At 42.8% G+C, this 13,554-nt stretch carries 7 protein-coding genes; 6 read left to right on the top strand and 1 reads right to left on the bottom strand.

Features of this window, described 5'->3' with window-relative positions; genetic code table 11:
- Nucleotides 1-113: 113 nt before the first annotated feature.
- On the bottom strand, nucleotides 114-4,151 hold the full coding sequence (locus LZG71_RS20585) for a hybrid sensor histidine kinase/response regulator transcription factor (RefSeq protein WP_233823558.1): 4,038 nt from the start codon (nucleotides 4,149-4,151) through the stop codon (nucleotides 114-116).
- A gap of 921 nt (nucleotides 4,152-5,072) precedes the next feature.
- On the opposite strand from LZG71_RS20585, the gene LZG71_RS20580 reads away from it, so the two are divergent.
- From LZG71_RS20580 to LZG71_RS20555, 6 genes are all read left to right on the top strand, one after another.
- Nucleotides 5,073-6,743 carry an Ig domain-containing protein gene (locus LZG71_RS20580; RefSeq protein WP_233823556.1) on the top strand — a complete coding sequence of 557 codons (1,671 nt, stop codon included), beginning with the start codon at nucleotides 5,073-5,075 and terminating at the stop codon, nucleotides 6,741-6,743.
- Between the two features lie 78 nt (nucleotides 6,744-6,821).
- Complete coding sequence (locus LZG71_RS20575) at nucleotides 6,822-7,868, top strand: T9SS type A sorting domain-containing protein (RefSeq protein WP_233823554.1); 1,047 nt, start codon at nucleotides 6,822-6,824, stop codon at nucleotides 7,866-7,868.
- A 331-nt stretch (nucleotides 7,869-8,199) separates the two neighbouring features.
- On the top strand, nucleotides 8,200-8,844 hold the full coding sequence (locus tag LZG71_RS20570) for a response regulator transcription factor (RefSeq protein WP_233823552.1): 645 nt from the start codon (nucleotides 8,200-8,202) through the stop codon (nucleotides 8,842-8,844).
- Between the two features lie 46 nt (nucleotides 8,845-8,890).
- Entirely contained in the window at nucleotides 8,891-9,538 is a 648-nt protein-coding gene (locus tag LZG71_RS20565; RefSeq protein ID WP_233823550.1) for a response regulator transcription factor, read from the top strand.
- A gap of 78 nt (nucleotides 9,539-9,616) precedes the next feature.
- The gene (locus tag LZG71_RS20560; protein ID WP_233823548.1) at nucleotides 9,617-10,339 is read left to right on the top strand and encodes a hypothetical protein; all 723 of its coding nucleotides are present in this window, start codon (nucleotides 9,617-9,619) and stop codon (nucleotides 10,337-10,339) included.
- A gap of 107 nt (nucleotides 10,340-10,446) precedes the next feature.
- Nucleotides 10,447-13,554, top strand: a complete 3,108-nt coding sequence (locus LZG71_RS20555) for a TonB-dependent receptor (RefSeq protein ID WP_233823546.1) — start codon at nucleotides 10,447-10,449, stop codon at nucleotides 13,552-13,554.

The raw sequence follows: 13,554 nt of genomic DNA, 5'->3' as shown, positions 1-13,554 counted from the left end.
TTTTCTGAGAGAGCGCAGCCAATGTGGTCTGGTTCATGAATTTTATAAACATTTCCTGAACCAGACCATAAAAATGGGATTATTCTAGATAGTAACATTGCCTGGGGCTGGTGTTAGTCTTCGCTAAGCTCCTGAGCCGGTGTGCTATTCCACTTTCCAGGCGAAACCCCAAATGTTTTTTTGAATTCCCGACCAAAGTACTTTTGGTCGGCGTAGCCTACCGATACTGAAACTTCGGCAGGAGATAGTCCTTCTTTAAGCATTTTTGCCGCTCTTTTAAGCCTGATTGTTTTTATAAAGTCATTGACAGTCATATTCAAAAGCGCCCTTATTTTTTTGTACAATACGGGTTCGCTCATTCCCATATGTTTGGCGAGTGCGGCTATTGAAAATTGCGGGTTGTCCATATTTTCCTCAACAAATTTTAGGATCGTGTCAATAAACTGTTCTTCCTTATTGTTTACCACAACCTCATTTCCCGGCTCGAACAGAATCTTGCTGCTAAATTTCTTTTGTATTGCTTGTCTTGCGGATAAGAGATTCCTGATCTTTAACAGGAGAATTTCCAGTCTGAACGGTTTTGAAATGTACGCATCCGCCCCATGTTTAAAACCGTTGAGCTCATATTCTTGCGAATCGTGTGCGGTAAGCAGAACCATAGGAATGTGAGATGTAGTTTCATGCGTTTTTATCCGCTTGCATAGCTCTAATCCATCCATTTCAGGCATGATTATGTCGCTGATGATCACGTCTGGAATTTGTGAAATAGCCGCATTGTAGGCTTCCTTGCCATTGCCACAGGAAATGATCTCGTAAGTTTCACTTAACATATCGCGGATCAGGTTTCGGAATTCAACATGATTTTCGGCTAAGAGGATCGTATATCTTTCCTTTTTGATAGTTGCAGTATGTAGGTTTTCCGATGAGAGATCGTTTATGGTAAATTGACTTGATAGTGCATTTCTAAGATCAAGATCAGCAATTTGGTCCATACTGAAATGATCTTTCCCTTTTCGTAATGTTATAGTAAAAGTTGTGCGACCTTCCGTCGCTTGGGTCGCTTGTGTACTTTCTGCCGTCATTGTGCCTTTGTGTAGTTCTACTATGCTCTTTGAAAGAGCAAGTCCGAGGCCGTGACCCGTATTTTGAAGTCCGGAATCTGACACCTGAAAATAACTGACGAATATCTTTTTGAGGTTTTCTGCTGCAATGCCTTTTCCATTATCCGTAACGCTGATATTGATTACCTCACCGTGGCTTTTTAATTCCAGTTTTACATATCCCTGATCTGGTGTGAATTTATATGCATTGGAAAGCAGGTTGTATATCGTTTTCTCAAATTGCTCGGTATCCAACCAGCATTCTATTGTTTCCGCATCTGTTACAAACAAAGATTTGACATTTCGTAATTCGGCAAGCTGGCTGAAAGCAGTAAATATATTTCTCAGATAGGGTACCAGATCGTTATTGGTGACATTCAGTCTCTGATTGGCACTTTCAGCTTTTCTGAAATCCATAAGTTCCTTCACCAGTCCCGACAGGCGCAGAGAGTTATCCTGAATATATCCGAGTTGACGATGTACATCCCTGCTGAGTTTTTCCGATTTGATTAATTTTTCAACGGGCCCTGAAATCAGCATCAGGTGTGAACGAATTTCATGGCTGACGTTGGTGAAGAAATCCAGTTTTTGTCTGTGGAGTTCTTTTTCCTTACCAAGCGTAGCTCTTAGCCAAAAGAATCTGAGCAGTATAAATATCAGGAAAGCCAGTATACCTGTGTATATTAAGTATGCCCACCATGTTCTCCACCAGGGAGGTAATACGTGTATATTTATACGTATTGGTTTTTCACTCCATATTCCATCGTTATTTGCTCCTTTTACCAGTAAAGTGTAATCACCGGATGGAAGCCGGTTGAAAATAACAGAAGAAGTCTCAGGATAGGTCCATTCATTGTCTATCCCTTCCAGTTTGTAGGCGTATTTATTTTTATTCGGCTTAACAAAATTAAGTACCGCGAAGCCTATCTTGAAGGAATCTTCCCAGTAATTCAGTGTCAGATTTTCTATTCCGTCAAGGCTTCTTTCTGATTGTGTTTCGTTTTTTTTGAACCCTTTTCTTTTGGTGTTGAAAATACTCAGGAAGGTAAATGCAAGGGGTGGCGGATTAGGATTATCTCTTACATTTTCAGGATTAAAGTACAATAAGCCGCGGTTTGTTCCGAAAAACAATTCCCCTTTCTGGTTTTTATATGATGAACGTTCACTAAGTTGATAGCCCGGGATTCTATCATGAAAGTTATAGACTCTAACCTTTTTGCTGATTGGGTCGAGTTTGTAAAGAAGGTCATTGGAGGTAAGCCAAAGGTTTTTCTTATTATCTTCAATCACGTTGGTGACATCTTTCGGCATCCCGCTGGCAAGGCAGGGGATAAGTGAATTTTTCGCGGGATCATATCGTTTCAGGCCGCCGCTGTATGTCCCTATCCAGATCTGCCCGTTGCTGTCTTCAAAGATATCCGTAACGGTGTTTTCCCAGTACGCCCAGGTGGATCGCTGCGATACTGTCTGAAACCACTTGAAGTCATTTGAATCGTAATTTAAAAGACCTACGCCCTGGCTGGTCCCTATCCAAATATTATGTTTGGAATCCTCGAAAAGCTTGTTCACAGAGCCTTTAATTGCCAGGGATGTTTTGTCATTGAGATGTGAAAATGAACCCGTGTTTATGTCCAGCAGATCAAGTCCCCAGTGCGTTCCAGCCCAGATACGGCCTCTGCCATCTTCAAGAAGACTTAACACGTAATTAGAACTGAGAGAAGTAGTGTCATTTGGGCTGTTACTAAATGTTTTGATCAGCTTTCCGTTCCTTATGTGCGACAAGCCGCTATTCGAAGAGCCTGCCCACACACTTCCATCTTTACCAATAATCGCTGTTTTGATACCGGTAATCTGTGTGAAATATTTATCGCCGATTCCGGCGCCGGACTTGCTTTGGCAGAGTCCAAGCTCTGTCCCGATGAGCAGTTCACCGTTTTTATGCCCTGTCACAGTAGTAACCATATCACTATTAGAGATGCATGTTTTTTTGGTTTGAAACGGTACATCGGCAAGATGTGAGACGCTTGCACCTCCATAATATGTGCCAGTCCAAATTGAGCCTGAACGGTCTTCAAAAACGCACAGGCTATGTTCGCTACCCAGGCTGAGGCTATTGTTGCTATCATGACGAAATGTCGTCTGTTTGCCAGATGAAGTATTCATGACTGTTACTTGATTGGGGCCGGCAATCCAAAGTTGCCCTTGTTTGTCGGTCATCAGGTGATTTATACTCCATGTAGGACTGGGCAAAGTCGTAAATCTTTCATTAGGGTAGTCAAACAGATTAAGCCCACCGTTATTGGTTCCAATCCACAAGTTGTTAAGGCTGTCTGATGCGACGGCATAAATGTCATTGTCGCTGAGATTGTTCTTGGCATTCCTTCGGTACATGACGTATTCCAGTTGCTGCGTTGAGCCTTTTTTATTGTATAGTTTTATAAGGCCATTCCTGGTGCCAACCCATACGTTTTTTGCATGGTCTTCACAGATACTTTTTACAATACTGTTGTCAATCGCTTTTTTGCCAAACAGGAATCTGGTAAACTTCATTGTAGCGGTGTCCGATTTGCAGAAAAGCCCCTGGGAGGTTCCAATCCATATTCGTCCCTTACTGTCTTTGGCAATCGCATCTATTCGGTTTTTGGGGGAGAATTTCGTTGGATAACCATTCAGATATATACGTTGAAATGAATCAGTGATGCGATTATAATAGTTGAGACCTTCACTGGTTCCAATCCAGAGGTTTCCGTTATTTTCTGCAAGCAATGAAACAATACTTGAGGACGACAAGCTTTTTGGGTTCCCTTCCTCATTTTTGTATTGAATTATCTGTTTTCCATCGTAGCGGTTGAGCCCTACTGGTGTCCCCATCCAAATGAAACCCCGGGAATCTTGTGTAATAGCAATAACGGTGTTGTTAGATAGCCCATCCTTTGTGGTTAAATGGTAGAATGTTCCCACCCCGCTACCCTTGTCGGCGGCAGTTTCTGCCTGGCAGTCCAACCTGGCTACGATACAAATTGTTATTATCAGATAGAGTTTCAGTTTCAAAACAGACAGGGATATTTAAGTTAACAACGGCTTACAATAGACGGATTTTTCGTCTATTGTAAATGATTTCATAGAGATAATTTGAAAGAATAAATTTAGATAAAATTATACTATGAAATGTATTTCTGGTACGACTGAATATTCAATAAGTCACGCAGGATAGCATCATATTGTTGACTTTTTAAGGATTGTCTACCGAAATTTAAGGATTGTCTACCTTTTGACTTTCGTTGTTACTGTGACCTTTTGATAATTTACCAGTTTTTTGGCGACCGAACAGATTATATTCTATCTGTTAGTTTGTTCTGACGCGCTTAAAATATATTACCTCTTCGGTCTTTAATAGGGGCCTGTTTACAAGCAATTGAATGCGTTTTCTGGCTGTTGAGTTAGGTTTGCGCAGAGGTGATGCGGGAGTCCGTATTCAATGATCCAGGTATTTTTTTCGGCAGGTTTCACCAGGGCCGGATCATTGTGTCAGCGTCACGCAGTAGGATTGGTTTTCAGGTGAGATAACAGTCTCCTTCTTCTGCTTTATAAGTCTCAATAAGCCATTCGTGCTTGGAATGACAGGAGAATTCCCGAAATGTTAAGAATATTCCTCTTTTTAGTCGGGATTGTCCCCCTTTCATTTTTATAGTAGAATATACATTTGTAACCATAGATTATTCTATGTTCTATCTCTCGATGGTTTTCTATAAACGTATCATGAGTATTATGTCCAGTATTATTTATCATCTGTAAACCAACCATGCCTATGAAGTAACCGAAAGAAAAAATAATACACACTTTTAATCTACAAATTTTAATCCCTTTTTTATGAAAAAGAATTTTATTAGTCAAACCAAGTCTAATTTCTCCGTCCTTAGTTCACAATGTTTAAATAGGAGTGTTATTGCGATTTTATTTGCATGTCTGATTTTGAGCTCTAACGTTTATGCGCAAACCTATGAATATGCGACAATGCACCGTGAGGCTAAATCAGACGTTTTCGGTATTTTATCTAATGTAGATAATCCGGGTTACGCCACTGATGCGAGTATTAGTAACAATGCAAGGGTATGGGGTGCTATTGGTGGTTGGGCCTGGCTTCAGCTTATATTTCCGGGTGGAAACAAACCAGCCGGTACAGTTACGTATATTAAGGCTAGCAGCGACCAGGGGTTGATCAACGTTTTTTCAAGCCTAGAAATTACAGCCAGAGCGGGAGCTACCCAAGGCTCTGACGGAACTGCAATTGCAGCAGCCAATGTAACAACAACATGGGTTATAGATGGTGCAGGTAATCAATTTATTAGGCTTGTGTCCACCCAACCGTACAATTCTGTTCGAATCCGTTACAACGCTGCTTTTGCTGGCGAGGTCAGGGTATTCTATGCTCGTACGGTTTCAGGAGATTTTTGTGTTGTGCCTCAGTACGCTTCGGTTGAGTCAGATGGATTTAATCTGGGCGTGGGTCTGGGAGCTCAGATGGTATATGCGGACCGTGCAGTTGACAATAACACAAATACGGCTATGGTTTTGAATCCTAGCGGAACCATTGTTGGAGGTGGGTTTGCTGGGCAGGTGTCTGAAACCGTGTATCTTGGCAAGCCAGCTGTGGCAGGAGATGAGGTTGTAGTCACGCTGGGGAACAGTGCAGGTCTTGGTTTGGGATTATTTGCTGGTACCACGGTTGCAGCCTTTAATGGATCTACACCGGTTATTACCGCAACAGATGTTTCAACATTATTTAATGTGAATATCTTCGGTCTGTTTACAAACCTTGACAAATTCACGGTATCGGTTAAAGCCAATGCAACATTCGACAGGATAGTGATTACCAGATCAGGTGTTTTGGATGCAGGTTTTGGTGGGGGATTGAATGTGTATGAATTCCAGGCGCGAAAACCGATCATTTTCACAGGAGGAGCTTTTCCAACTGGTGTTGTAAGCAGTGCCTACACAAAACAGATCAGCATCGACGTTCCAGGATTTTCTATTGGAGGTGCATGTAATAATATTTATACCTATAAGGCTTTACCCGCGATAGCCGGGTACACTGGATTGCCTTCCGGTTTAACCTTGGCCGCAAACGGAACACTTTCCGGAACACCGGCTGCTGGAACTGCTGGTAGTTACAAATTTCAGGTAGCCGGAGTAAATGGTTATGGACAAACTGCTGTGGCTGATTTTACAGTTGTGATCGGCACTGGCGCTGATTTGACACCGGTGGTTCTGATGTCTCAGCCCGATTTCTCCTCAACGAATAAGGTGAGACCTTTTACCATCAATATCTATAATATAGCATCTTCGGTTTCGGCTGGTCCAATAACAGTGTATGTGGTTAAGCCCTCTCCGAGTTTTAGTATGACATTTTCTGGAACTGGTTGGACTGTTGTCGACGGGGGAGGTTATTATACTCTAACAAATAATTCAGCGGTCGTACAGGGAGATTTTAGTAGTGCTGTAACAATAGAGGGCACAGTGACGATGGGTACTGGTGTTGCGAAAGGCGCCTATAATTTAGGGGTTATCATTGGAGACGGTTCTGGGGGAGAGGAAGATAATACCAATAATTCAGGCAGTGTTTCCTTAAATGTAAATCCGTAGCAATAGATACAAACAGATTCCGCCGGCGAATCGGGCGGAATCTTCTATTTCATTATTTCAAGCGTAATTAAGAACATTATGAAAACAATAAATATTTTAAGAATTTCCCTGATGGCCGTGTTTCTTTCCATGGGTATGAATATTGCTTTCTCGCAAACAACGAGAGACCTGCAATTAACCGGAGGGCCTGATGGTGATTACTCAGGATTCGAAAAGGCCGGGTTTTTCAATTTGACGTTTGTGAATGTCTCGGGAACGAATCCCGCAACCACAACTCCGTTGCCGGGTGGATCGCTGCAAATTGTATTAGCTGTACCGCCAGGAATTGAATTTGATGATGTCTACACTCCTCCAACAGGATGGACTTTTCAAAAAAGCGGACCGCAAACCGTAGTATTGACGCAAACGGGTGCTGTAAGTTCTAGTCCTCCGGCGAGTATTGTAAGTTTTGCAGTCCCTCTTACGACCAAAGCAGCAGTAGACGAAGGAGTTTGGTCAGCTCAAATTCAAAGAGTCTTGCCAACTTATCAGGACAACAACCCGAATAACAGCTTTCCAAACGGTACTGTTAGTGTTGCAGATGTTAATCTCCCTGTTACATTGTCCCAATTCCAGGTGGAAAAGGAAAATACTACTTCTAACCTTACCTGGTCCACCACCGAAGAGACTAACAGCGATCACTTCGAAGTACAGCACAGTCTGAATGCTAAAAACTGGACTGTACTTACTACGGTAAAGTCGCATGGTGAAAGCGCCATATTGCGCAACTACACATACTCGCACGCTATGCCTTCCAATGGAGATAACTATTACCGCTTGCGGATGGTAGATAGGGATGGGACGTTTGCGTATAGTAATGTACGTAGTGTGACATTCGAAGGTTTGGCTGAGAGTGCTTTGAGTGTGTTCCCCAACCCGGCATCAGACCGTCTGTACGTGAGTAATGCGGAGATCAACAAACTAAAAACCCTTACCATTGTTGCACAAAATGGTAAAGAGTTGATCACAAGTCCTGTTTCAGCATCCGGGGTTAGCATCAAAAGTTTACAGCCAGGGCTGTACCTTGTGAAACTGCTGAGCCTGGACGGATCACTAAGCACACACAAGCTGATTATCAGCAAATAGTAGGTGCCCTGCATCAGCGGGATTATTGTTGCTGTTGTCTGAGAATTAAAAGGAGGCTGGACGATGATTTTCGGATCAGCCTCCTTTTTCTAAAGAGAAGAAAATTGCCACGAATGCACGAATTTGCATTGTTATTCTTCCAGGAATGATCTGTGTCATCACTGACCAGTAGGATCCAAAAGTTCTGTGGACGCACGAAAAGGAAAATAGTTTTAGTGGAATAGAAATCAGTCATTCTTCCGGTTTTGCCGGAAGCGTCGACTTTACCTCAAAATACATTGAGGTATTTAATGATTATCCAAAATTTATTTGATTAAACATGTTGAGTACAATGAAAATCGCATTGATAGATAAACATCCTGTACTCCGGAAAGGATTGGATAAAGTGCTCGCTTCCAATTTTGACGGGGCAATCATCATGGAGTCTGATACTATCATTCATTTCCGTGAATTGTTTCCCAAGCAAATTCCGGATCTGATCATAATGGGACTTGGGAGTGCAGCAGATGCGGGTAATCTGGACTTTATTAACATGTCCAGAAGGTGGTATCCAAAAGGCAGTGTCATCATTTATGACGAAGATGTGAACCTTCCGATGATATCCCGGTATTTGAGTACGGGCGCGAGAGGATATCTGTCAAAAGCTGCGGATTTGAATGAATTAATTGAATGTGTAAAGGACGTGGTAAGTGGGAAGCGTTACCTGAGTGAAGAGATTTTGCTTTGGGTTTTAAATACCTATGACTTTGGTAACAAAAAAAGGCCCGTTGTCAAAGGCAATGGACAACTTACAGACCGTGAACAACAGATTGCAGAATTCCTTGTCGATGGAATGAAAACGTCCTGGATTGCAAGGGAACTAGGGCGGAAGCCTTCGACGATTAGTACGATTAAGAACAATATCTTTAAAAAGCTCGAAATCAACAATGTATTAAAACTCCGGGATGTAATTAAGCCGGTACAGGTAAAGGGATAAAGGGAAATAGTGAATATGGACTGTGGGTTTTGTTAAAAGTAATAGAATGAACGGAATAAAAATTGGTCTGATTGATAAGAATCCGGTCCTGCGGAAAGGATTGCATGATGTTCTTTGTGAACATTTTCAGGTTGTGGCAATTTTGGAGTCAAACAGTGTCTTTCATTTTTTTGAGACATTCCCTGCACCTGGTCCCGACCTGATCATTAAAGGGGTCAACAGTTTGGAAGATGAGAATAATGTGGAGTCCGTTGTGAAGGTCAGAAAGTGGTATCCTCATACAAAAGTAATCCTGTATGATCAGCAGGTGAATCCATCCATGGTCAACAGTTATTTAGCGGCAGGGGTAAAGGGTTATATCTCTAAAGAAGATGAATTAAAAGAAGTGATTGATTGTGTGACCCAAGTTGCAAATGGGAATAGATATTTGAACAATGAATCTCTTTGGCGGGTATTGAACACATTCAACTTTGAGGGAAAACAAAAACTTGCGCCTCCCAAAAGAATTACCCTAACAGCACGTGAACTGGAGATAGCGGAGTACTTGGTGGACGGGATGGGAGTTACTTGGATTGCGCAAAAGTTAGGGCGGAAGCCATCGACTATCAGTACCACAAAAAAGAAAATTTTTACAATAACGAAAGTTGATAGTGTTCTTAAACTCAGAGATAAAATTAAACCAGGGAATCTGTAAAGTGGACCCCTAATGTAGGAACCAGGTTAAAGGAAATAATCATTTTTCGTAAAACCCGTTTCTGAAATTTAGCAATTGATGAGTCTCAACACATGGAAGAAACGAATGGACATAAGTTTGATTAAACAGTTATATCCTGATACTAAATCAATACGTGAAGCGGAAAGTTTGATAAAGGATGTGACTCAGGTGCGATTGGGTTTGAATGTAAATGAAATAAAGTATATCGTGAGCGCGGCAGACAGTTACGCTTTGTCGGATCAGATGCAGCAAGGGGCTTGGATTAAGAACATTGGGGGACTAGGCGGATTTCCATTTCAGGGGCTGTCTGCTTTACGTTCAGTACCGGGAAATGGATCTTCTTATGAAGCTATTGTGATTCTGTATGCTGCTGATATTGATTTGAATGATGAGCTCACCGGGGCAGAGCAAGAGTCTGCCACAAATATGGCAATAGGTAAATTGATGGCCAATCGGATCCTGCTTGATCATATAAGTGATTTGGATTATCAGATGAATTTTATTGAACAGGTACTACATCGGGATCAAAGGCGAATCAAGTCTGCGGATTATCCGCTATTGGAAGCGGCAGAGGTCATGTATGAGGTCATAGACAACCGGATGCAGCTCCTTTTTTCCAAAACAGAGTATCAATGCCGGTATGTGATTTTAGCCGGCGGAATTCAGATTAATGATCGTGAAAGCAATGAGTCGCATTTTATTTTTAAACGTTTTGACTGCGTCGAGCCGCTGACAAAAACAAAAATTGACTGGACCAGAATTAATTTGGGAGTGGTTTAGGTTTGGAGCTTAGCACAACTAAGCTGGCCCCAATTGGCTCCGAATATGTACGTGGATCTCACATTTAATTCCCCGGAACTCTTTACAACTAAACCTATTACAAACACATGAAGAAATCTATTTACAGAACAAATCTGTTCCGGATGATTGCGGGCTGGCTGCTCCTTAGTTGTTTCAGCATTTGGGATGCCAAAGCTGCTGAAATCCGAAATCTCGTATCATTCAATGCTGAGGGTGTCGTAAAAGGGCACGTGGTCGATGAAAAAAATGAGCCTTTGCCGGGTGTAAACATTCTGCTTAAAGGAACAACCACTGGTGTTTCAACAGACTTAAACGGGAGTTACCTGATAGAAGTATCCGGGGGAGACCCGGTGTTGATTTTTAGTTTTGTAGGTTTTCAAAGCCAGGAAGTAGTGACAGGTGGTAGATCGGAGATCAATATCACGCTGCTTGCTGACACAAAAACGCTAAGCGAACTGGTTGTGGTCGGTTATGGTGTGCAAAAGAAAGTAAACCTCACAGGTTCGGTGGCAACTGTGGACTCCAAACAGCTAAGTAGCAGGCCAGTGAGCAGCGTAGGCAATGCATTGCAGGGAACCATGGCAGGCGTAGCCGTAACAGCGGCGGCTTCGGGCCAGCCTGGGCGAGATGGCGGTACGATACGTGTTCGCGGTATCGGTACACTTAACAACAGCAACGCCATGGTGATGGTGGACGGTGTGGTTTCATCCATGAACAACGTAAACCCGGATGACATTGAGACAATTTCGGTACTGAAAGATGCTGCCTCTGCCGCCATATACGGATCGCGTGGAGCAAACGGGGTCATTCTTATCACAACCAAGCGTGGGAAAAAAGGCACGGCGCAGGTCAATTACAGGGCATACATTGGTAAAACCGAAGCGACTTATTTGCCCGACTTTCTGCCTTCCTGGCAGGCGGCCGGATTGTATAATCAGGCACTGGTCAATGAAGGGAAAGCAGCCAGATGGACCGATGCGGAAATTCAAAAATTCCGGGACGGTTCTGATCCATATAATTATCCAGATACTGACTGGCTTGACCTTTTTTACAAGGGGAGCGGAATACAACAAAACCACTATGTGGACGTAAGTGGTGGTTCAGACAAAACCCAGTATCTGTTTTCTCTGGGTAGTTTTAGCCAGAAGGGGCTTGTGAAAGAAACAGACACAAAACGTTATACTTTTCGGTCTAATATCACCTCAGCGATTACAACTAAGCTGAAAGCCAATGCAAACATAGCATTTACAAACTCGATTATTAACGAGCCAAGTAACCCTATTACGGGGGAGTTTACACAACTTGTACGGCAGATTAATCGTGTTTCTCCAACGGTTCCGTACAAATATGAAAATGGGAATTACGGTTACATCAGCGATGGCAGCGCTATGGCGTGGCTGGAAGGCAAAAGCTTCAACAAAGAAAACTATTATGATTTGACAGGCAATGTCGGTCTTGACTGGGAGCCGTTAAAAGGGCTGCATTTCAGGCCCATGCTTGCTTACGTATTAAACATCGGACAAACCAAGAAATTTATCTCCGACCAGCAGTATTATAATGCACAAGGAACGGCTACTTTCTACCAGGGACCAAACTCGGTAACAGACGGAAGTACTGTGAATACTGTGGTAACCAATCAATATCTGCTGGATTACACCAAATCGTTCGGAAAACACAATGTCGGTGCACTGGCAGGGTATTCGCAGGAGCTTACCAAATATACCTGGGATCAGGGATTTAGAAAAAACCTGCTGAATAATGAACTTTCTCAAATTAATCTGGGATCATCGGACGGGCAAACCACGGGTGGTTACGCTTATGAACTGGCTCTGCAATCCTATTTTGGTAGGTTGAACTACGATTTTGATGGTAAATATCTTTTTGAAGCCAACATCCGCCGTGATGGTTCTTCCCGTTTCGCTGACGGTAACCGTTGGGGGGTATTTCCCTCTTTCTCGGCAGGATGGAACATGGACAGGGAATCGTTTTTCCAGCCGTTGGAAAACTACATCACCACCTTTAAGATCCGTGCATCGTGGGGGAAACTTGGGAACCAAACTTTGAGAGCCAATAATGACTTCCCAAGCAGTCCCTACTATCCGTACATCACTACAATTAGTTCAAACCAGAACTACACTTTTGGTGGTACTTCGGCAGTTATCGCGGCAGGTGTAGGCCCTGTCAACGGAGCCAATTCGGGAATCAAATGGGAAACGACGACCATGAAAACGGTAGGGGCGGATCTTTCCTTTCTTAAAAACAGGCTCACACTTACAGTCGATTATTTTGATAAACAAACAGACGATATTCTGCTGGCTGTACCGGTCGGTGGAGTCTATGGGTTGAATGCGCCGGTTCAAAATGCAGGTTCTGTCAAGAACACAGGTTGGGAGTTTTCGGTAGGCTACAATGGCAAGAAGGGTGACTTTACTTATAACGGCTCGCTGAATGCATCCTTTATCAAAAATGAGATTACCGATCTGCATGATACCGGACCTATCATAAGCGGTTATACATTCCGGGAAGTGGGTTTTCCGATTGATGGATTGTACGGCTACGTAGCAGAAGGTATTTTTCAATCTACGGATGAGATTGCTGCTCATGCCAAACAAGGTACACGAACTGCAGCCGGTGATCTCAAATACAAGGATATTAACGGTGATGGTCTCATCAATACTTCTGACAGGCAATATCTGGGCACAAGTTATCCCAAAACAACTTTTGGGTTCAATGTGGGCGGTGCATGGAAGGGGCTGGATCTTTCGGTATTTTTTCAGGGAGCTGCCGGTGTGAAATCTTATACAGATGGAGGCAAGCTTGGATTTGTGAGCCAGGGACCAGGCAAGCCCACTTCAGTGTTGCTTGACAGCTGGACACCTGAAAATACTTCCGCGGAATTACCCCGCATTCTGTCAAGTTTTACCCAGAATGATCCTTCAAGTATGTCCTCTTCCTTCTGGATAAAAAGCGGGTCTTATCTGCGGTTGAAGAATCTGCAACTAGGATACTCTTTACCTGAAAAGTGGCTGAAAGGTATAAAGCTTCAAAAGGTCCGGTTCTATTACAGCGGGCAAAATATATTGACACTGAGTAGTTTGTATAAATGGGTGGATCCGGAAGCTCCCAATGTGAGCAGTGTTTATTACTACCCACAGGTAAAGGTAAATACAATAGGTCTAAACGTTACATTCTAA

Origin of the sequence: Dyadobacter sp. CY312, from assembly GCF_021390535.1 — a bacterium.
Classification (GTDB): Bacteria; Bacteroidota; Bacteroidia; order Cytophagales; family Spirosomataceae; genus Dyadobacter.
Note: the sequence above shows the minus strand (reverse complement) of the source record. Positions and strands in the feature narration are given on the sequence as shown.

Excerpts from the sequence above, each read along its gene's own strand:
- LZG71_RS20565 (WP_233823550.1), top strand. The coding sequence starts at position 8,891 with ATGAACGGAATAAAAATTGGTCTGATTGATAAGAATCCGGTCCTGCGG.
- LZG71_RS20555 (WP_233823546.1), top strand. The coding sequence starts at position 10,447 with ATGAAGAAATCTATTTACAGAACAAATCTGTTCCGGATGATTGCGGGC.
- LZG71_RS20560 (WP_233823548.1), top strand. The coding sequence starts at position 9,617 with ATGAGTCTCAACACATGGAAGAAACGAATGGACATAAGTTTGATTAAA.
- LZG71_RS20570 (WP_233823552.1), top strand. The coding sequence starts at position 8,200 with ATGAAAATCGCATTGATAGATAAACATCCTGTACTCCGGAAAGGATTG.
- LZG71_RS20575 (WP_233823554.1), top strand. The coding sequence starts at position 6,822 with ATGAAAACAATAAATATTTTAAGAATTTCCCTGATGGCCGTGTTTCTT.